The sequence below is a fragment of the Streptomyces griseus subsp. griseus genome (genome assembly GCF_003610995.1).
GTDB lineage: Bacteria > Actinomycetota > Actinomycetes > Streptomycetales > Streptomycetaceae > Streptomyces.
The window spans coordinates 526,575-546,768 of record NZ_CP032543.1 but is presented as its reverse complement, the minus strand read 5'-3'; the positions used below and the strand labels follow the sequence as shown (position 1 = coordinate 546,768).

At 72.7% G+C, this 20,194-nt stretch carries 15 protein-coding genes and 2 pseudogenes; 5 read left to right on the top strand and 12 right to left on the bottom strand.

The window, feature by feature from the left end:
• The 6 genes and pseudogenes from D6270_RS02435 to D6270_RS02410 all read right to left on the bottom strand — a co-directional run bounded on the left by D6270_RS02435 (position 1) and on the right by D6270_RS02410 (position 9,500).
• Positions 1 to 729 carry a class I SAM-dependent methyltransferase gene (locus tag D6270_RS02435; protein ID WP_109166980.1) on the bottom strand — a complete coding sequence of 243 codons (729 nt, stop codon included), beginning with the start codon at positions 727 to 729 and terminating at the stop codon, positions 1 to 3.
• Positions 726 to 2,026 (bottom strand): annotated as a pseudogene (locus D6270_RS02430) (condensation protein). The gene D6270_RS02435 and the pseudogene D6270_RS02430 overlap by 4 nt, the downstream one beginning before the upstream one ends.
• Positions 2,023 to 6,369: an alpha-(1->3)-arabinofuranosyltransferase domain-containing protein gene (locus D6270_RS02425; RefSeq protein WP_109166982.1), complete on the bottom strand. Its 4,347-nt coding sequence runs from the start codon at positions 6,367 to 6,369 to the stop codon at positions 2,023 to 2,025. Before D6270_RS02425 ends, D6270_RS02430 begins: the two are co-directional and overlap by 4 nt.
• The gene (locus D6270_RS02420; protein WP_109166983.1) at positions 6,366 to 7,094 is read right to left on the bottom strand and encodes a class I SAM-dependent methyltransferase; all 729 of its coding nucleotides are present in this window, start codon (positions 7,092 to 7,094) and stop codon (positions 6,366 to 6,368) included. Before D6270_RS02420 ends, D6270_RS02425 begins: the two co-directional genes overlap by 4 nt.
• Positions 7,091 to 8,260 (bottom strand): glycosyltransferase family 4 protein, encoded by a 1,170-nt coding sequence (locus D6270_RS02415; protein ID WP_109166984.1) that lies wholly within the window; start codon positions 8,258 to 8,260, stop codon positions 7,091 to 7,093. Before D6270_RS02415 ends, D6270_RS02420 begins: the two co-directional genes overlap by 4 nt.
• Positions 8,261 to 8,516: 256 nt before the next feature.
• Positions 8,517 to 9,500, bottom strand: coding sequence for a cell envelope lipid trafficking protein PgfA (locus D6270_RS02410; RefSeq protein ID WP_109166985.1), 984 nt, complete (start codon positions 9,498 to 9,500; stop codon positions 8,517 to 8,519).
• A gap of 187 nt (positions 9,501 to 9,687) precedes the next feature.
• Between D6270_RS02410 and D6270_RS32700 the strand changes: the two genes are divergently transcribed.
• Together D6270_RS32700 and D6270_RS02405 are read left to right on the top strand one after the other, a co-directional pair.
• On the top strand, positions 9,688 to 9,840 hold the full coding sequence (locus tag D6270_RS32700; RefSeq protein ID WP_015607033.1) for a hypothetical protein: 153 nt from the start codon (positions 9,688 to 9,690) through the stop codon (positions 9,838 to 9,840).
• Positions 9,837 to 11,045 (top strand): PucR-like N-terminal domain-containing protein, encoded by a 1,209-nt coding sequence (locus D6270_RS02405; RefSeq protein WP_109166986.1) that lies wholly within the window; start codon positions 9,837 to 9,839, stop codon positions 11,043 to 11,045. Before D6270_RS32700 ends, D6270_RS02405 begins: the two co-directional genes overlap by 4 nt.
• 21 nt (positions 11,046 to 11,066) lie before the next feature.
• Here D6270_RS02405 and D6270_RS02400 read toward each other — a convergent pair whose 3' ends face one another.
• The 3 genes from D6270_RS02400 to D6270_RS02390 are packed head-to-tail and all read right to left on the bottom strand — an operon-like array spanning position 11,067 to position 14,648.
• Positions 11,067 to 11,852, bottom strand: coding sequence for a 3-oxoacyl-ACP reductase (locus D6270_RS02400; protein ID WP_109166987.1), 786 nt, complete (start codon positions 11,850 to 11,852; stop codon positions 11,067 to 11,069).
• A 5-nt stretch (positions 11,853 to 11,857) separates the two neighbouring features.
• Complete coding sequence (locus tag D6270_RS02395) at positions 11,858 to 13,252, bottom strand: aldehyde dehydrogenase family protein (protein WP_109166988.1); 1,395 nt, start codon at positions 13,250 to 13,252, stop codon at positions 11,858 to 11,860.
• A 31-nt stretch (positions 13,253 to 13,283) separates the two neighbouring features.
• On the bottom strand, positions 13,284 to 14,648 hold the full coding sequence (locus D6270_RS02390) for a glutamine synthetase family protein (RefSeq protein ID WP_109166989.1): 1,365 nt from the start codon (positions 14,646 to 14,648) through the stop codon (positions 13,284 to 13,286).
• 112 nt (positions 14,649 to 14,760) lie between these two features.
• Here D6270_RS02390 and D6270_RS02385 point away from each other — a divergent pair, with 112 nt between their 5' ends.
• The 3 genes and pseudogenes from D6270_RS02385 (at position 14,761) to D6270_RS02375 (ending at position 17,957) form a co-directional block, all read left to right on the top strand.
• Positions 14,761 to 15,528: a FadR/GntR family transcriptional regulator gene (locus D6270_RS02385; RefSeq protein ID WP_225976752.1), complete on the top strand. Its 768-nt coding sequence runs from the start codon at positions 14,761 to 14,763 to the stop codon at positions 15,526 to 15,528.
• Between the two features lie 163 nt (positions 15,529 to 15,691).
• The gene (gene eat / locus D6270_RS02380) at positions 15,692 to 17,161 is read left to right on the top strand and encodes an ethanolamine permease (RefSeq protein ID WP_109166991.1); all 1,470 of its coding nucleotides are present in this window, start codon (positions 15,692 to 15,694) and stop codon (positions 17,159 to 17,161) included.
• Positions 17,162 to 17,208: 47 nt separating this feature from the next.
• Positions 17,209 to 17,957, top strand: a pseudogene (locus D6270_RS02375) (gamma-glutamyl-gamma-aminobutyrate hydrolase family protein).
• Here the strand turns inward: D6270_RS02375 and D6270_RS02370 are convergent.
• The 3 genes from D6270_RS02370 to D6270_RS02360 all read right to left on the bottom strand — a co-directional run bounded on the left by D6270_RS02370 (position 17,928) and on the right by D6270_RS02360 (position 19,992).
• Positions 17,928 to 18,692, bottom strand: coding sequence for a hypothetical protein (locus D6270_RS02370; protein WP_109166993.1), 765 nt, complete (start codon positions 18,690 to 18,692; stop codon positions 17,928 to 17,930). The pseudogene D6270_RS02375 and the gene D6270_RS02370 overlap by 30 nt on opposite strands.
• Positions 18,693 to 18,779: 87 nt before the next feature.
• On the bottom strand, positions 18,780 to 19,361 hold the full coding sequence (locus D6270_RS02365; RefSeq protein ID WP_109166994.1) for a TerD family protein: 582 nt from the start codon (positions 19,359 to 19,361) through the stop codon (positions 18,780 to 18,782).
• A gap of 55 nt (positions 19,362 to 19,416) precedes the next feature.
• Positions 19,417 to 19,992: a TerD family protein gene (locus tag D6270_RS02360; RefSeq protein ID WP_109166995.1), complete on the bottom strand. Its 576-nt coding sequence runs from the start codon at positions 19,990 to 19,992 to the stop codon at positions 19,417 to 19,419.
• Between the last annotated feature and the right edge of the window lie 202 nt (positions 19,993 to 20,194).

Sequence of the window (20,194 nt, the reverse complement as noted above, 5' to 3'; positions counted from 1 at the left end):
CTATCGCCGCCGAGCGTGGGCCAGCAGGATGGACGCCGCACCGGGCACCGCACAGGCCGCCCGGTCCACCAGCCGCAGCGGGCGCGGCACCCCGTGGAAGGGCGCGCCGGTGATCTTCACGTCCTCGAAGCCGGAGGCCGTCAGGAAGGAGCGCAGCGCGCGGGCGGTGTAGAGCCGCAGATGGCCCACCACCTCGGAGCCGGGCCTGCCGTGGATCCCGCGCAGGCTGACCTCGGAGAAGACCGGCTGCACCCCGGCCAGCAGCAGCGCCCGGTTGTACCAGGCGGCCAGGTTCGGCGTGGACAGCATCAGATGGCCGCCGGGCTTCAGGATCCGCCGCAGCTCGTCCAGCGCCTGGTCCGGGTCGACCAGGTGCTCCAGGATCTCGCTGAACAGCACCGCGTCCGCGCACCCGTCGGCGAGCGGCAGCCCGCCGTGCTCCAGCTCGCCCCGGACCACCGAACCCATCCGGGGCCGGGCGCGGCGCAGCGCGTCCTGCGACCAGTCGACGCCGATCAGCCGGTGCCCGGCGAGGATCGGCGCGGCGGTGGCGGCGGCCGTCCCGTCGCCGCACCCGACGTCCACGACGACCTGGCCCGTACGCCCGTCGAGGGCGGCGGCCAGCAGCCGTGCCTGGCGTCGGCTGCGCCCGTCGCCGGAGGCCACGGGGACGGCCGGGTTCTCGTAGAAGTCCCGCAGCCCGGGCGGGGGAGAGACGGTGCCGGTCACGGGGCCTCCGAGGATGTCGCGGCCAGATGACGGGAGAACAGGCCGAGCAGCGCCTCGCCGTCCGCGTCGCCCAGCAGGGTCCGCGACCAGCGCAGAGCCAGATGCAGCCGGCCGGCGGTGGACGCGGTGGTGAACGTCAGCCCTCTCGGCATCCGGGCCGGCGCGGAGATCCACAGGGCGGCGGACCTCCCCGCGTCGCCGAAGTCCAGCGAGTAGGGGATCCGGCCGATGTTGCTGAGCAGCGTCGTCGAGGTCCACGGCCCCGCCAGCACCCGCAGCGCCCGGGTGTACGCCGCTCGCGCGGCGACCGGCAGCAGTGGGGCGGTCAACAGCGACGCCGAACGCCCCAGTTGAGGCCGCGGCCGCGCCTTCAGAGCGCGGGTGCGCTCGGCGGTGAGGCGCAGCAGCGCCGCGATGTCCCGGCCGGACGCCACCTCCGCCGTGTCGAAGCCGACCTCGACCAGCCGGGTGCCGTTGCCGATCGGCATCTCCGGCCCCGGGTGCGGTCGTCGACCGGCATGGTGATCCGCAACGGCCGCTCGGTCGCCCCCTGCTGCCGGTTCCAGTCGGCCACCGTCAGGGCGGTGGCCACCATCAGCTGGTCGTTCACCGTGTAGGGCGCGCCTGACTTCCGCCGGGGCACCGGGAGTTCGGCGAGGAGCTGTCCGTTGCCCGGTGCCTTGTCGGGGGTGCCCGCCGCCACCCGGGCCGGCCGCGCGAAGGCGGACGGACCGGAGTGCGGGGGCGGTGGTGCGTCGGCCGGGCGGGCCGGGGCGGACGGCTGGGGCGCGGACCGCCCGCTGTAGATCTCGGCGGCGGTGGCCACCAGCCGCAGACAGGCGGGCCCGTCGAGTGCGGTGTGGTGCACGGCGAGCACCAGTACACACCCCTCCCTGTCCGGCTCCTCGACCACATCGGCCCGCAGCGGAGGGGAGACGGTGAGCGGTGGGGCGGTGGTGAGGGACGCCGCCCGCGCCCGGTCCAGTGCCCCGGGCGCGGGCGGCAGGAAGGTGACCGGTTCGCGGTCCGGGCCCTTGGTCAGCTCCCACTCGTACCGCCGCGCGAGCGGACCGCGCGGCCGCTCCCGCATCAGCGCCCGCGGATGCCGAGCCAGCGACGCGGCGAACGCGGCGCGCAGCCGGTCCTCCTCGACCCGGCCGGGCAGATGGATCTCGATGTGGATCGTGCTCGGCTCGGCGTCCTGCGCGCAGTGCCGGTCCACCTCGTCGACGACGGGGAACGGTATCCGGGGCAGCCGCCCGGCCGTCTCCGGCCGGGCGGGGTGCGTGGCGGTCATCCGTTGGGCCCTCCGCCGCCGGGCGGAGCCGCCGGGCCGCCCGGACCGTGTGCGGGCGGGTCGGTGTGCGGCCTCTTGGCGTCGGCGGAGAGGGTCCGGCCGGACGGCGCCGCCTGCTGCTGCGGGACCGTCGCCTCCGGGTCGCCCTCACCGGCCGTCGCGGTGGCGGGCTCCGCACCCCGGCTGGCCCGTCGCCTGCCCCGGGCCGGGGCGGACCCGACCGTGACCAGTGCGGCGAACAGGGCGATCAAGGCGAGGAGTTGGGCCGTCGCCCCGAAGGCGCCCTTGTCCGTGGCGGTGTACTCCCCGGTGCCGATGGCCGCGACGACCCCGGCCCCGGCCATCGCCGCGAAGGCGATGGGCGCCAACAACGACGAACGGAAGTGGGCGAGCACGGCGAGCACGGGCACCACCAGGGCGACCGGACCCGCGATCACGACGCCCACCAGGGTCAGCGCCACGGTGCCCAGGATCAGCCCGGGAGCCGGCGGAAGCGCCTGTTCCTCGCGCTCGTACGCGTTCTCCGCCGGGCCGGAGCCCTTCCGCCGGAAGACGGCCAGCCCCACCAGCACCAGGAACAGCACCCCGGCCCCGATCAGTCCGGCCCGGTAGATCAGCGCGGGCTCGTACTCCAGGGTGACCGTGCCGCCCTCGCCCTCGGGGACCAGCCACGCCTGCTGCCAGCCGTCGATCCGCAGCGGCGTCAGCTCCTTGCCGTTCAGCGTGGCCTTCCAGCCCTTGTTGTGGTTCTCGTGGAGCTGGAGGTACGAGGCCTCACCGGCGCCGACCGTCAGCGTGCGGCGGTCACCGTCGCTGTCCTTGACGTCGACCGTGCGGGCGGTGGCCGCCGGGGCCTTCGTCTCGCCCGTGGAGAGCGTGACATCGGTGATGGCGAGCGGACCGGCGTCCCCGGCCTCCACGGTGTGGGTCGAGGCGCCCAGCTCCACCTCGGAGCGCTCGGAGCAGAGCGAGACCGCGATGGGACGGCGCTGTGTCAGGTCCCTGATCCGGCCCTCGGCTCTGGTCTCCATCAGCGTGCCGCCGATGGAGAGGACCGGCCCCTGACCGCAGGGCAGGCTGAACTTCTTCTCCGGGGCGGGCTGCGGTGAGCGGAACTGCTCCAGCGCCGGGATGTAGACCTCGCTCAGCCCGACCGGCAGCTGCAACTGGCCGCCGGCGAAAGGGTTGTGCACGGTGAGCGGTGCCTGGCGCGAGATGGTGATGTCCATCCGGTCGGTGGTGATGGGCGAGAAGCGGGCCATGCCGTTCTCGTCCACCGCCGCCACCGCCGTGCCGTCCGGCGAGCTGATCTGGACCTGCTCGGGCCGGGTGGAGATCCCACCGGCCGCCGCGAACACGATCTCCCCGATCTGGGTCTTCTCCGGCCAGGACAGATGGAGTACGGGACGGTCGCCCGCGATCCACGCCGTGGTGAGGTCGCCGTCCGTCAGGTTGCGCGCGCTGAGGTTGGTGCCGAGGCGGGCCGTCGAGTCGGCGCTGACCAGGATCTTGTCGCGCTCGCCCGTCAGGTCGAACAGCAGCTTGTCCAGCGCCTCGCCCGGCACGGGCACCGCGCTCGCGGCCACCTTGTACGTACCGGCCTGGCCGGCCGTGAACTGGCGGTGCAGCCCGGTCTCCGCGGCCACCGCGGAGAGACCGCCCGGGTCGCTGCCGCGCTTGAGCGAGTAGACCGTCGCGTCTGCCCCCTCACGCGGTGCGTCGGAAGGCAGCTCCAGCATCCGGGTCACCTGCACCCCGGGGATGGCGATGTCGGTGAACCCGGCGCCGGTGAGACCCGGGCGTCCCTGCTGGGACTTGAGGATGGTCACCTTCAGCCACGAGGCCGGCCCGGCGGGCGCGGCCACCTCCTGCGGGGAGCCGTCGGGCCGGAGCGGGCTGTCCTTGTGGCCCCGGTCCGTCTCGACGCGCACCTCGGTCGCCGCCGCCCGGACATTGCCGCTGGGCAGCGGGGTGAGCCGCAACGAGCCCGGAAGCTCCTGCGAGCCGGAGAAGTCGACCCGTACCCACTCGCCCTCGGGGGAGGCGGCGGAGCCCTCCGCCCAGGCGGTGTCCGGGTTGCCGTCGAAGGCGTTGGCCGGGTCGTACTGCGGCAGATGGAACAGCCAGTTGCCGATGGACGAGGCACTCACCGACTTCGCGCCGCGGAGCACCGCCGTGGTCTGGTGCTCCTTGCCCTCGGTCGGCAGGATCTGGCGCGGCTCGGCACCCGGGTCCTGCTCCGACTCCGGCGCGTTGCGCTCATCGGCCGTATAGGTGTGCGACGTATTGGTGTTGACCAGGCCGAACCGGGTGTCGGCCCGGCGCAGCCCGTCACCGGCCACGTAGAGCGACGGCCTCCCGACGCCCGGGTGGGCGTCACCGGCCAGCACGGTGGGCCGGCCGGCCAGGGCGCCGCTCGCCGAGAGCGGCAGCAGGGACTCCGGTCCGCCGCTGACGACGGCGGTCGAGGAGACCGGTGCGATGCTCGCCCGGCCGGGACGCCCGGTGCTGGCGGGCGGTTCGTAGATCTCCACCGCGCTCTGGCGCGGGTAGAGCCCCTCGACCTGGATGGGCGTGCCGTCGGCGATCCGGCCGCCGGTCATCACCGGACCGAAGCCGGTGACCCGCTTGTAGCCGGACGCCTCCAGGGTCCGCTTGACCGTGGTGGTGGGGACGTACCCCAGCTGGTCCGGGTCCAGGTCGTTGCGGACCACGACGTAGTGCAGCCCCGCCCGGTTCAGGTACTCGCTCAGCCCGGGGACCTGGCCCCCGGACGTCAGTGCCTGCTCCACGGCGTCCATCGCCCGCCGGTTGCCCGGGGTGCCGAAGGGGACGTAGTCGCGCTGGGCGTACGGCGTGTCGGCCAGCACGTCCAGCGGCTGGTCGATGGGGGAGCCCCAGGTGTAGATGCCGTGCGCGGTGGCGGGCACGACCAGGGCCCGGTCGTTCGCCGAGTTCTCCTTCAGCCAGCCCGCGGCCTTCGCCCAGTGGTCCGGGATCTCCTTGAACGAACCCGGTTGCAGGATCGACCCGTTGACGTAGGGCCAGGCCAGACCCGGCAGTACGAGCACGGCGACGATCACCGGAGCCAGCCGGCGCGCCCGTACGGGCACCCGCTCGTCGCGCTCCGCCCGGAGCGAGGCCACGGCGGTGAGGTGCGCCAGACCGAGCGCCAAGGCCAGACCCAGGCCCGTCTGGAACTTGTAGATGTTCCGGAACGGCACCAGCCAGGTGTCCAGCCACTCCTGCACGGTCCCGTGGAAGAGACCGCCCAGCGCACCGCCGTACCCGGCGAGCGTGATCAGCGCGACGGACAGCACGGTCAGCACCAGCCAGCGGCGCTCCGGCAGATCGCGCCGGGCCAGACCGGCCAGGCCCAGGGCGGCGGCCAGTGCCGAGCCCAGGATGGTGACGGTCGCGGTGGCGACGGTCCACCCGGCGGGCAGCCATGCCTCGCCGAAGTTCAGATAGCCCACCCAGTTGCCCGCGCCGCGCAGCACCTCGGTCGCCGACATGGTGCTCGTCGTGGTGAACGAGGACTCCACGTACGGCATGAAGTTCTCACCGAAGGTGCCCAGCAGCAGCAGCGGAACGATCCACCAGGCGGTCGCGAGGATCACGCCCGGGATCCACCAGAGCAGCAGCGCCCGCTTGCGCGGACCGGCGGGCCGGGAGAGCAGATAGAGCCCGACCGGCAGCAGCGAGGCCAGCGTGGACGCCGCGTTGACCCCGCCCATCAGCGGGATCAGCAGCGCGGAACGGGCCGCGGCGATACGCGGCGCCAGGCGCGGGTCGGTCAGCGGCAGCAGCACCCACGGCAGCAGCGCGCCGGGCAGAGCGGCGGCCGAGGTCGACCCGACGACGATCGTGTACGTCGGCCACAGCGCGTACACGAGGGCGCCGAGCAGCCGGGTCGCCGGGGAACCGACGCGCAGCCGCTCCGCCAGCCGCAGCGCACCCCAGAAGGCGGCCGCCACGATCAGCGAGAGCCAGAGCCGCTCCGCCAGCCAGGTCGGCACCTTCAGCAGATCGGCCAGCCCGTAGTACGGCAGCATCGGCACGAGGTACCCGATGTACTGGTCGGCGATCCCGCCGAACCCGGAGCGGCTGTGCCACAGCTCGCCCAGGTCGCCGAGGAACCGCCCGGGATCCACGACGACACCGAGCTTCGTGTCGAACGTCATGCGTCCCGGCGACACCGCCAGGAACGCCACGAACACCGTGGCCCAGAACCCCAGCAGCCAGCGCCGTGAACGGGGCGCCGGGTCGTCGACCGGTCTCCCGGGCGGTGGGTCGCCGCCGTCCGGGACCTGGTGGGGTGGGTGGTGGACTGCGCTGGTCATGAACACCGCCGGAGAATGAGGAGGAGGTTCCAGGTGGCGAATTCCCGCAGTCCGGGCACCCGGGTGACGAGTTCGGGCAGGACCGGCCAGTACCGCGACCGCGCGGACACCACGTCCACGTCGGTGCGGCCCCGCACATGGCGCAGCGTCGGGCCGACGCCGATCCTGAAGAGGTTCTCGCCGAGGCGGTGCTTGGCCGGGTGGCCCGTGCGCCGCTCGTAGCGAGCGCGGGCGCGCTCGGCGCCGGCGTAGTGCCAGGGGGCCCACTCGTGGCCGCCCCACGGCGAGTACCAGTTGGTGAACGAGACGTAGATCAGCCCGCCGGGGCGGGTGACGCGCGCCATCTCGCTGAGGAAGGTGTGCGGGTCCGCGACGTGCTCCAGCACGTTGGAGGAGAAGGCGACATCGGCCGCCCCGTCCGCCAGGGGGAGCAGATAGCCGTCGGCGACGACCGTGTCCCGCGGCCCCTGCGGCTGCCGGTCACCCAGCTCCCCGGGGTCCGGCTCGAAGAGGTAGCTGTGCGCGCCGCGCCGCCGGAACTCGCGGGTGAAGTAGCCGTTGCCGCCGCCGATGTCGACGACGACCTTCCCCTCCAGCGGCACATGGCGCTCGACCTGGTCCGCCGCGTCCCTGGCCAGCAGGGTGTAGACGGTGGCCGGGTCCTCCCCCTCGCGCAGGAAGGCGCGGAACAGGGTGAGGGAGCGGCGGAAGGACGGGTCTCTCACGGGCGGGCACCCGTCGGCCAGGACCGTGTACCGCTGATCGCCTCGGCGGCCACGGCCTCCAGCTGGGTCACGCTGCTGCTCCACCGGTAGGCTGCGGCCCGCTCGCGCGCCGCCTTCCCCATCGCCTCGCGGCGCTCCTCGTCCAGCGCCAGCGCGCACCAGGCCGCGGCGAAGGACGACTCGCCCCGGGCGAGGATGCCCGTGACCCCGTCCTCGACGGAGTCGCGCAGTCCGGGGACGTCGAAGCCGAGCGTCGGGGTCGACCGGGTCCCGGCCTCCGTGACGACGAGCCCCCACCCCTCGACGGCCGCCGGGTGCAGCAGCATCCAGGACGCGCAGAGCAGCCGGTGCTTCTCCGCCTCGGACACATGCCCGGCGAACTCCACATCGGGCCCGGCGAGCCGTTCCAGCTTCTCCCGCTCGGGACCGTCGCCGACGATCACGAGCCGGCCTCCGGTGACCGGCCGTACCCGCTCCCAGAGCTGGAGCAGCAGATCGACGCGCTTGTAGTCGACCAGCCGGCCGAGCGCCAGGAAGAGCGGGGTCGCGGACCGTTCGCTCTGCGGCAGCGGCTCCTGGACGCCGTTGTTCACCAGCCGGATGCGCTCGTCCGGAACGCCCAGCTCCCGCAGGGCGCCCGCGGTGGACGGCGAGACGGCGATCATCAGATGGTCCCGGTAGGCGCGGGAGAGGGCCCAGTGTTCGAGCTGACGCCCGGCGCGGGCCACCGGCGCCGGGAACCGCATCTCCCACAGATCGGTGTGGACGTGGTTGACCAGGCACACCGTCGGACCCCGGTGCCACAGGGGCGCCAGGTACGGCATGCCGTTGCAGACCTCGACGAGCAGATCGCAGCTGCCGACCTGCCGGGCGAACGCGGAGCGCGCGCCGAGGTAGTGCCCCAGCTGCGAGCCGGCGGAGACGACCCGGTAGGGCCGGCGTGCGGCCTGCCCGCCGCAGAGGAGGGTGACGTCATGCCCCCGTTCGGTGAGACCGAGGGCGAGCTGGTCGACGAGCAGCTCGGAGCCCCCCGCGGCCGGGTTGCCCAGGTCGCGGTGGGCGAGGAAGACGATGCGTCTCGGGGAGGCGGAAACCCTGGGGGAGACCTGGCCCTGACCCTGCGGCGCGGCTGCGGGAAGCAGCGGGGGAGGTACGTGCTGGGGCATGGGTGCTCCAACTCGGCTCGGGGGCGGGGGACTCGTGGCGGGGCTTGAGGAACACGGAGAGGGGGCGGAGAGAAAGGGGAGGGGCCGGGGCACTACGGGAAGGGGACGAGCGGATTCGGGTACGGGTACGGAGAACGCGGCTGTGGGGCGCGCGAACAAGGGAGGGGAGACCGGGGGCCGTGCTGTGGTGGGGATAGACAGTTTTCGGCACGGGTTCGCCCCCGGCTACTCACCGATGCGACAACTTGCCGGTAACTCAGGTGGGCAAGTTCGTCATCATGTGAGCATTCGAGGCCTCCGGCTCCGTTCTGCGCCCCCGGATGACGAGCACGATGCCCACGGTCGCGAGTACGAGGCCCAGTCCGACCGCCCCGGCCGGCGCGGTCCCGGAGAGCAGCGCCAGCCGGTCGCTGTCCGCCGACGCCAGCTCCACCTGCTGGCGCTGGGTGTCCTCGGTGAACTCGACCCGCCTGCTCTCCAGCAGCGTGACGGCGTCCTTCGACGAGCCCGGTGCGCGCAACGTCTTCTTCGGGCCGATCGCCGCGTTGATGATCCGCCCGGTCCGCTGGTCCACGACCAGCTCGATCCCGCTGTTGGAGTACCACTCCTCGGCGAGGATCTGGGGCGTACGGGGCTTGCCCACGAGCACGCCGGGCACCTGCCGCACCCCGGTCCGGGTCGGCTCCACCGTGCCCTTGAACGCGTACCCCTCGTACCCCTGCACCTTCTTCCGGCCGGCGTACTCCAGCCGTACGACGCCGCCGAGCGTCCCGTCCCACCAGCGGTAGGCGCGTCTTTCGACATCGAAGGGGAACTTCAGATACGCCTCCCCGTCGAAGGCCGGGGTCTCCTCGCAGCAGTGCACGGGCTCATTGGTCGACCGGTCGGTCACCCAGCGCTCCACGGTCCACTGGAGGGCGTCGCGGGGGTCGGAGGCGGGCAGGGTCCCCTCGTGGTCGACGGAGGTGGAGACGTCCCACACGGCGTTGCCGCTCTTGACGCTGTCGGCCACGTCCCCGCGCACCTGGCGGGTGATCGTGATCTCCTTGCCCTCGACCGTCTCGACCTTCGAGGTGTCGAAGTAGCTGCCGGTCCCGGTGAAGACCGTGGTCGTATCGATATCTACAGGGGTGCGCTTCGCCTGCGGCTGGACATACCAGACGAGCAGCGGCGCGAGGACGAGCAGAAAGACCCCTGCACCCAGCAGAAACAGTGACAGAGGTGAAGCATTGCGGTGCATCCGGGCACTCCTGGGTCGAATCTCTTCGCGGGAGGTGCACGGGCCCCGGGCCGGTCAGCCCTTGATTGGCGTGAACAGTAAGCAAGCCCTTGACGGCATGTCAATGGACTGTCGACACTGTGTGCCAGCCGGAGGGGCCCGGCCTTACGGAGCAGGGGATCGACTCCAGCAAGGAGCTGACCCGATCATGCGCAGACTCATCACCGCCGCCGCCACCGCCCTGGTGGCCGCGGCGCTCGCCTTCGGTGCCGCCTTCGGCATCGTGGCGCTTCTCGACGCCACACCCGAGCAGCCGAACACCCCCTTGATCAGCTACGACACCGCGCCGGCGGGCTCGTGAAGCCTGGCGCCTGGCAGGAGGTGCCCCGGTCGAAGGTGGAGCGGTTCGCCTCCATCGCCCTGGCCGAGGCGCCGGCGATCGCCCAGATGATCCTCACGGAGATCCGGCAGGACTACCCCTACCTCCAGCTGGTCGAGGACGAGTCCGGCGAGCCGATGGCGCTCGTCGGCATCCGGCGCGCCATCGAGGGGTTCGTGCGCCATCTCGGCGCCGGGGCCGCCCACCCCCGGGTGCCGCCGGAGGTGTTCCAGGAGTTCGGCCGGGGTGAGGGGCTGCACGGCCGCAGCCTCGACTCCCTCCAGGCCATCTACCGGCTCGGGGTCCGGCTCACCTGGCGCAGGTTCGCCGAGATCGGCCAGCAGGTCGACATCGCCGCCCCCGCCATGTACGAGCTGGCCGAATCGGGATTCGAGTATCTGGACGGCCTCGTGGAACAGTCGGTACTGGGTTACGCCGAGGCGGCGGCCCGCCGCGCCAGCGAGCGGCTGCGCCTCCAGCGCCAGCTCATCGACCTCCTGCTGGTGGAGCCCCGGGGCGATTCGGCCAGGACGCTCGCCGAGCGGGCCGCCCGCGTCGGCTGGGAGCTGCCGGAGACCATCGCGGTGGGCGTGCTGATGCGCCCCGCCCGGGAGGCCGTGGCCCCGGCGGTGGGCCAGGGGATCCTGCTGGAGATGGAGAGCGAGCAGCCGCGCATCGTCATCCCCGAACCGGAGACGGCGGGCCGGGCGGAGACCCTGCGCCGGGCCACCGCCGGCTGGTCCGGCGCGATCGGTCCGCCGGTGCCGCTGGCCTCGGCGGCGACCTCGCTTCGCTGGGCGGAGACCGCGGTCCAGCTGATCAAGAAGAACCTGCTGCCGCAGGGTGAGGTGCTGCACTGCACCGAGCGCACCGAGGAGCTGGTGCTCCTGCCGTCCCGGGAGCTGATCGACGCGGCCGCCCGCCGCTGCCTCGCCCCGCTGGACGGCCTCGGCCCGACCGCCGCCAGGCGGCTGGCCGAGACCTTGCTCGCCTGGATCGAGACGCCCGGCGGCGCGCCCGAGGTGGCCCAGCGCCTCGGCGTCCACCCGCAGACGGCGCGCTACCGGCTGCGCCAGATCCGTGAGCTGTGGGGCGACGCGATCGACGACCCGGACCAGCGCTTCGCGATGCTGCTGGTCCTCCGCTCGCAGCGGCTGCGGGGAGCACTGGCGCAGGGGGCGGGGTAGCGGCCCCCCGCGCCTGCGGGCTCAGACCGGGGTGACGTACGCCCCGGCGATCCCGCCGTCCACCAGGAAGTCCGTCGCGTTGACGAACGAGGAGTCGTCGCTCGCCAGGAACGCCACGGCGGCGGCGATCTCGGCCGGCTCGGCGAACCGGCCCACCGGGATGTGCACCAGACGCCGCGCGGCCCGCTCCGGGTCCTTGGCGAACAGCTCCTGGAGCAGCGGGGTGTTGACCGGCCCCGGGCACAGCGCGTTGACCCGGATGCCGTCCCGCGCGAACTGCACCCCCAGCTCGCGCGACATCGCCAGCACCCCGCCCTTGGACGCGGTGTACGAGATCTGCGAGGTCGCCGCCCCCATCCGGGCCACGAACGACGCCGTGTTGATGATGGAGCCCCGGCCCTGGGCGCGCATGTACGGGATGGCGGCCTTGCAGCAGAGGAAGACGGAGGTCAGGTTGACCTCCTGCACCCGGCGCCAGGCATCGAGGCCGGTCTCCAGGATGGAGTCGTCGTCGGGCGGCGAGATCCCGGCGTTGTTGAAGGCGATGTCGACCGAACCGTAGGTGTCGAACGCCGCCTTGAAGAGCGCGTCGACCTGCTCGGCGTCGGTGACGTCGGTACGGACGAAGAGCCCGCCCGCCTCCTCGGCGGCGGCCTTGCCGCTCGCCTCGTCGACATCGGCGCAGACGACCTGGGCACCCTCGGCGGCCAGCCGCCGCACGGTGGCCAGGCCGATGCCGCTGCCGGCTCCGGTGACGACGGCGGTGCGGCCGACCAGGCGGCGGCAGACAGGGGAAGTGTCGGTCATGGTGCTCAGGCCTCCGTGCTGATGAAGATGTTCTTGGTCTCGGTGAACGCGGCCAGGGCGTCGGGCCCGAGCTCACGGCCGAGACCCGACTGCTTGTAGCCGCCGAAGGGGGTCGAATAGCGCACACTGGAGTGCGAGTTGACGGAGAGGTTGCCCGCCCGCAGGCCCTGGCCGACGCGGAGCGCCCGCCCGATGTCCCGGGACCAGACCGAGCCGGCCAGTCCGTAGTCGGTGGCGTTCGCCAGGCGCAGGGCCTCCTCCTCGCCGTCGAACGGCAGGACCACCGCGACCGGCCCGAAGACCTCCTCGACGGCCACCGGGGCATCGGCCGGGACCCCGGTGAGCACGGTCGGCGGATACCAGAACCCGGGCCCCTCCGGGGAGTTGCCGAGAATCGCCTGTACGCCGTCGGCGCCCCGGTCCCCGTCGACGTAGCCCCGCACCCGGTCCAGCTGGGCGGCCGAGATGAGCGGCCCCATCTGGGTCTTCTCGTCCGCCGGGTCGCCCACCACCACGGCCGCGACGGCCGGGACCAGCAGCTCCAGGAACCGTTCGTACACCGGCCGTTCGACCAGGATGCGGGTCCGGGCGCAGCAGTCCTGGCCCGCGTTGTCCAGGAAGGACATCGGGGCGGCGGCGGCCGCCGCCGCCACATCGGCGTCGGCGAAGACGATGTTCGGGCTCTTGCCGCCGAGTTCGAGGGTGAGCCGCTTCACGCGGTCCGCGCACCGGGTCATGATGTGTTTCCCGGTCCGGGTGGAGCCGGTGAACACGATCTTCGCGACGCCCGGGTGGTCCACCAGGGCGCTCCCGGCCACCGGACCCTCACCCGGCAGGATCTGGAACAGCCCTTCGGGAAGACCTGCCTCCAGGGCGAGTTCGGCCAGCCGGAGAGCGGTCAGCGGGGTCGTCTCGGCGGGCTTGAGGAGGACGGCGTTGCCTGCGGCGAGCGCCGGGGCCAGACCCCAGGCGGCGATCGGCATCGGGAAGTTCCAGGGCGCGATGACCCCGATGACGCCCAGCGGCTCCAGGACCGTGAAGTCGATGCCGCCCGCCACCGGGATCTGCCGGCCGAGCAGCCGCTCCGCGCCGCCCGCGCTGTAGTCGAGGAGGTCGCGGACGTTGCCCGCCTCCCAGCGGGCGTTGCCGATGGTGTGCCCGGCTTCCCGCACCTCCAACTGCGCGAGTTCCTCGATGTGTTCGTCGACGGTGGCGGCGAAGCGGCGCAGCAGCCTGGCCCGGTCGGCGGGTGCGGCGGCGGCCCACGGGCGCTGTGCCGTGGCGGCGCGGTGGACGGCCGCGTCCACGTCGGCGGCCGATGCGGCGGGCACGGTGGCGATGACCTCGGCGGTCGCCGGGTTCAGGACGTCCAGGGCGGACGCTGCGGAGTGCTGTGACACGTACGGACCTCGATCGGGGAGCAGGGGGTGGTCAGAGGCGTTCGAAGGAGCGGCGCAGCTCCCAGTCGGTCACCGCGGAGTCGTACGCGGCCAGTTCGACCTTCGCCATGTTCAGGTAGTGCGCGACGACCTCCTCGCCGAACGCCTCCTTCGCGATGGGGCTGGCCTCCCACAGTTCGGCGGCCTCACGCAGGGTCGTCGGCACCTCGTCGTACCCGGCGGTGTAGGCGTTGCCCGTACACGCCTCCGGCAACGGCAGCCGGTGCTCCACCCCGTAGAGACCGGCGGCGACCAGTCCGGCGACGGCCAGGTGAGGGTTGACGTCACCGCCGGGCAGCCGGTTCTCGAAGCGCATGGAGCGTCCGTGGCCGACGACCCGCAGGGCGCAGGTGCGGTTGTCCACGCCCCAGGCGACGGCGGTGGGGGCGAAGGAGCCGGGCTGGAAGCGTTTGTAGGAGTTGATGTTGGGCGCGTAGAGGAGCGAGAAGTCGCGCAGGGCGGCGAGCTGGCCGGCCAGGAAGTGGCGCATCAGCTCGGACATGCCGTCCGGCCCGTCGCCCGCCATCACGTTCTCGCCGTTCTCGTCGGTGAGCGAGAGGTGGATGTGGCACGAGTTGCCCTCGCGCTCGTCGTACTTGGCCATGAAGGTCAGCGAGACACCTTCCTGGGCCGCGATCTCCTTGGCGCCGGTCTTGTAGACGGCGTGCTGGTCGCAGGTGGTCAGTGCCTCGTCGTAACGGAAGACGATCTCGTGCTGCCCGGGATTGCACTCGCCCTTGGCGGACTCGACGGTGAGCCCGGCCTGCTGCATCTCGTTGCGGATGCGGCGCAGCAGCGGCTCGATGCGGCCCGTGCCGAGGATCGAGTAGTCGATGTTGTACTGGTTGGCCGGGGTCAGCCCGCGGTAGTCGCGGTCCCAGGCCTCCTCGTAACTGTCCCGGAAGACGATGAACTCCAGCTCCGTGCCGACCTGTGCGGTGAAGCCGAGCGCGGCCAGCCGGTCCAGCTGGCGCCGCAGGATCTGGCGCGGCGCGGCCACGACCGGGCTGCCGTCGTGCCAGGCGAGGTCGGCGATCAGGAGGGCGGTGCCCTCGTGCCAGGGGACCGGGCGGAGCGTGGCGGGGTCGGGGACCATGCCGAAGTCGCCGTAGCCGTTCTCCCACGACGACATCGCGTAGCCGTCGACGGTCTGCATCTCGGTGTCCACGGCCAGCAGGTAGTTGCAGCCCTCGGTACCGTGCTCCAGCACCTCGTCGAGGAAGAACCCGGCTGCGAACCGCTTCCCCTGGAGCCGGCCCTGCATATCGGGGAAGGCCAGCACCACAGTGTCTGTCGACCCGTCCGCGACGCGTGAGCGGAGCTCGTCGACGGTGAGCGGGGGTGTGCGGTCTGCCACGGGATTCCTCCTTGGGTGAACCGGGAGGCTTAAGGTATGACAGAGAACCATTGCTTGGGAAGGGGATCCGCGAGTGGTCACCAGAAGGAGAACCGACGGGGCCCGTCCGGCGGTGGCGGAAGGCACCCCGGAGGCCGTCGAGGCGGCGGGCGGGGAGGCGGCCGAGCCCGGCTCCGGTCCGCTCGCCTCCGTCCTGCGCCCCGTCCGCGCGGGCAACGGCTTCGAGGAGACCCTGGAGCAGGTGCTGCAACTGCTCCGCCTCGGCCTGGTCCCGCCAGGCGACCGGCTGCCCGCCGAACGCGAGCTCGCCCAGCACCTGGGCGTCAGCCGGGTGACCCTGCGCGATGTGCTCAAGGTCCTCCAGGACCAGGGCATGGTGGAGAGCCGGCGCGGCCGCTACGGCGGAACGTTCGTCCTGCCGCGCGCCGCCACCGCCGACGGCAGCGACGAACTGCGGCGCCGGGTGGCGGCCGTCGACGTGGAGGACACGCTGCGCTTCCGCGAGGTGCTGGAGGCCGGGGCCGCCGGGCTCTGCGCCGGCGGACTCCCGGCCGACGGCGCCGACCGGCTGCGGGCGGCCCTGGAGGCCACCCAGGGCGCCCGGCTGGAGGACTACCGCCGCCAGGACACCCTGCTCCACCTCACCCTCGCCGAACTCTCCGGCTCCCGCTCGCTCGCCGCCCGGTACGCCTCCGTACGCGCCACCCTCAACGAACTCCTCGACTGCATCCCGCTGCTGGTGCGCAACCTGGAGCACTCCCAGCAGCAGCACGCCGCTGTCGTGGGGGCCGTACTCGACCGGGACCCGGAGAAGGCGCGCGCGATGATGCGCGAACACTGCGCCGGTACGGCGGCGCTGCTGCGCGGTTTCCTGGCCTGAGAGGGCCGGGGCCGACCTGCGGCGTCGGCCGCGGAGGCTGATCCGTAACCACTCTTTAACGCAGGCCCCTTGCCATGCGCGCCGACGTTCCACAAAGGTGTGCCGACGAACCTTTGATCGAAGCAGTTCCATCGACGACGTCGACAGACATCTGGAGCGCCTCATGGCTCAGGGAACCGAAACACCCGCCGGACCACCCGATTCCACGGGCCCGGGGGCGCCCGGCTCGGCCGCGTACCTGAACCGCCGGACCCTGAGGCGAGGCAGCGCCGGCTGGCTGCTGCTGACCGGACTCGGCGTCGCCTACGTCGTCTCCGGCGACTTCTCGGGCTGGAACATCGGCCTCTCCAAGGGCGGCTTCGGCGGACTCGCCGTGGCCATGGTCCTGATGGGCGTCATGTACGCCTGTCTGGTCTTCGCCCTGGCCGAACTCTCCGCCATCCTGCCGACCGCGGGCGGTGGTTACGGCTTCGCCCGGCGCGCGCTCGGCACCTGGGGCGGCTTCCTCACCGGCACGGCCATCCTCATCGAGTACATCCTCGCCCCCGCCGCCATCTCCCTCTTCATCGGCGACTACGTGGAATCGCTCGGCCTGTTCGGGCTGACCTCCGGCTGGCCGGTCTACCTCGCCTGCTTCGCGATCTTCATCTCCATCCACCTCTGGGGCGTCGGCGAGGCGCTCCGGTTCAGCCTGGTCGTCACCGCCATCGCGGTCGCCGCCCTGCTGATCTTCGCCGTCGGCGCGTTCACCGAGTTCGACGCGGGCCGCCTCAACGACATCCCGGCCGACCCCACCGCCTTCGGCTCCAACTCCTGGCTGCCGTACGGGCTCCTCGGCATCTGGGCGGCGTTCCCGTTCGGGATGTGGTTCTTCCTCGGGGTGGAGGGCGTACCGCTCGCCGCCGAGGAGGCCAAGGACCCCGTCCGCTCGATGCCGAAGGCCCTGGCCATCTCGCTCGCCGTGCTGGTCTTCCTGGCGCTCATCACCTTCGTCTCCGCCACGGGGGCCCAGGGCGCCGACGCCATCAAGGAGGCGGGGAACCCGCTCGTGGTCGCCCTGCAGGGCAGCGGCGAGCCGACCGTCCTGAGCCGGTTCGTCAACTACGCGGGCCTGGCGGGCCTGGTCGCCTCGTTCTTCTCGCTCATCTTCGCCGGCTCCCGTCAGCTCTTCGCCCTCTCCCGGGCCGGCTACCTGCCGCGCTTCCTCTCCCTCACCAACCGCCGCAAGTCCCCCTACCTCGGACTGCTGATCCCCGGCGTCATCGGCTTCACCCTGGCCGCCTGGAGCGGCAACGGCGGCCGGATGCTCAACGTCGCCGTCTTCGGGGCCACCATCAGCTACGCCCTGATGGCCCTCTCCCACATCGTGCTGCGCCGCCGCGAGCCCGACCTGCCCCGCCCCTACCGCACCCCCGGCGGCGCGCGCACCTCGGGTGTCGCCTTCGTTCTGGCATGCTCGGCGCTGGTGGCGACCTTCCTGGTGGACCGGGACGCGGCGTTCATCGCGCTCGGTGTCTACGCGGTGGCGCTCGCCTACTTCGCCTTCTACAGCCGCCACCGGCTGGTGGCGGCGGCCCCGGAGGAGGAGTTCGCCGCACTGGCGGCGGCGGAGGCCGAACTCAGGCGCGAGTGACCGCCCGCGCCTCCTGATCCGTAACGAGACAACCGAAGGAGCCGTCCATGTCCCGGCCCGTCATCGGCATCAGCACCTACCAGGACCCCGCCCGCTGGGGCGTCTGGGAGATGCCCGCGGTGCTCCTGCCCGCCGCCTACCCCCGCCTGGTCCGGGCGGCGGGCGGACTGGCGGTGCTGCTGCCGCCGGACGAGGCCGCGGACGCGGCACGGGAGACGGTGGCGGCCCTGGACGGGGTGGTCATCGCCGGGGGCGCGGACGTCGAACCGGCGCGCTACGGAGCCACCCCCGACCCCCGCACGGGGCCTCCGGCCCGGGAGCGGGACGCCTGGGAACTCGCCCTCATCGAGGCGGCGATCGACCAGGACGTGCCGCTCCTGGGCATCTGCCGGGGCATGCAGCTGCTGAACGTCGCCCTCGGCGGCACCCTGTACCAGCACCTGGACGGCCACACCGGTGGTCACGCCGTCTTCGGCGGCCACCCGGTGGACCCCGTCCCCGGCACGGCGTACGCGGCGGCCGTCCCGGAGCAGACCACCGTGCCCGCCTATCACCACCAGGCCGTCGACCGCCTGGGCGCGGGCCTGATCGCCTCCGCCCACGCCCCCGACGGAACGGTGGAGGCCCTGGAACTCCCGGACCGCGAGAGCCTGGTGCTCGGGGTCCAGTGGCACCCGGAGATGGGCGACGACCCCGCGTCATGACCGCCCTGGTCGAGGCGGCCCGCCGCCGCTCGCGCACCCCCGGAGACCGGCGGGCCCCGGTGTCAGCGCAGGGTGTCGGGGAGGTGCGGTGACCCGGTGCCAGGAGTCCCGCGGCCTGGGCCCGAGAAGCCCGGGCTGCTGAAGTCGGGACCCGCGTAGGCGGGCGGGGTGAAGCGCGGGCTGTCGCCGGGCGCCTCGGCGGGGTGGCCCGCCTCCGCCAGCTCCTGGAGCAGGAACGGCCGGATCGCCCGGTCGCGCAGGGCGGTGCGCCAGGCCTCCCGGGCCCGGCCCAGGTCGGCCGAACGGTCCACCCCGCGCGGTGGGACGGGCGCCGACTGGAGCGCGGCGGTGCGGTAGAGGGCGACGATGCTGATCAGGGAGGTGACCGCCGCGATGGCGAGGCTGATCCAGCCGACCCGCACCAGGGTGTCGGCCAGGGCGCCCAGGCCGCGGGTGAGGCGGAGCCCGTACCCCAGCAGGAGGAAGGTCGCGGCGGCGACGCCGGCCAGGATCGGGGCCAGCACCGCGAGGACCGCCAGTGCCCCGGCGCCCGCCCGCTCCTGGCTCCCCGGCCCCGAGAGGGGGGACGCGCCGCTGTCGTGGTGCCGGGCGTGCAGCTGGCGCCGCAGGGCCGTGTAGGCGCGGTACTCCGCCGCGGCGGCCGGAGCCGTACGCCCCACCGAGGCGAGGGCCCGCATCCGCAACTGGCCGCCACCGGCGCCGGATTCCGCCAGCAGCCGCTGGATCTCCGCCGAGGCGAGCACCTCGTCGACCACCTGCGCGTAGTCGGATCTGTCCTCGTCCCCGAGCGGGGAAGGCCTGCCCATACTGTCCCTCGATCGATGTGTCGCTGTGGGGCGCCGCAGGTCCCCGTGGGTTTCCTGCGGCCCCCGAGCCGTGGTTGCGGCGGAGTGCTACAGGTGCTGCGCGACGGCGGGCATCAGGTCCTGGAACGTACGCCCGTCGGCCGCGGCCCCGATGGCGGTCATCTGCCACCCGGAACCGGCCCGCTGGACCTTGGCCATGATCTGCGCGGTGTGCCGCCCGCCGCCGGTCAGGGTGTACCGCGCCAGCTCCTGGCCGGTGCTCTCGTCGACCAGCCGGCAGAAGGCGGCCTCGACCTCCTCGAAGGTCTGTCCGGTGAACGAGTTGACCGTGAAGATGATCTGGTCGACGTGGGCGGGCACGCGGTGCAGGTCGACGACGATGGACTCGTCGTCACCGCCCTCGCCCGCACCGCCGACCCGGTTGTCGCCGGTGTGCTGGACCGAACCGTCGTCGCTGGTGAGGTGCTGGAAGAAGACGACGTCCTGGGGGTCCTTGCCCGCGAAGAGCACGGCCGAGGCGTCCAGGTCGATGTCGCGGGCGGTCAGCCGGGCCAGGAAGCCCTTGCGGGGCGCGGACTTCCAGCCCAGTCCCATCCGGACGACGCCGAGTTCGCCGCCGCCGGACTTGGTGAGGCTGACCTGCTGGCCCTTGGAGAGGTTGATCGTCATGCTTCCGCCTTCGCTGGTTTCGGTGGGGTGTTCTGTCCGGACCGCTGGAGCGCGGTCAGAGAGCCACGCCGAAGTCGGCGACGATGCCGCTCAGCCCGGAGGCGTAACCCTGCCCCACCGCACGGAACTTCCACTCGGCGCCGTGCCGGTACAGCTCGCCGAAGACCATCGCCGTCTCGGTGGACGCGTCCTCGCTGAGGTCGTAGCGGGCGATCTCCGCGCCGCCCGCCTGGTTCACCACACGGATGTAGGCGTTGCGGACCTGGCCGAAGCTCTGGCCGCGGCCCTCCGCCTCATGGATCGAGACGGGGAACACGATCTTGGCGACCGTACCCGGCACCGCGGAGAGGTCGACCTTGACGATCTCGTCGTCCCCCTCGCCCTCACCGGTGAGGTTGTCGCCGGTGTGCTCCACCGAACCGTCCGGGCTCTTGAGGTTGTTGTAGAAGACGAAGTGCTCGTTGGAGAGGACCTTGCCTGCCTCGTCGCAGAGCAGCGCGCTCGCGTCGAGGTCGTAGTCGGCGCCGGTGGTCGTACGGACGTCCCAGCCGAGGCCGACGAGGATCGCGGACAGCCCCGGGGCCTCCTTGGTCAGCGAGACATTTCCGCCCTTGGCCAGGCTCACGCCCATGGTGTTACTCCCTTGTGTGGTGACGGGTGCGCAGCTGCCGCCCACCGCCACGGGTGACGGTGCGGACACGCTGCGGCTACACCACAAAATCTACAACACTGTAGATTTTCCGGGCCAGGCGGGAAGCGGTCAGGCGTCGGCGGAGGTCCGGCGGCTGGATACGATTTCCCGGCGCCCGGCAGCTGGACGGCAGGGATCGGGC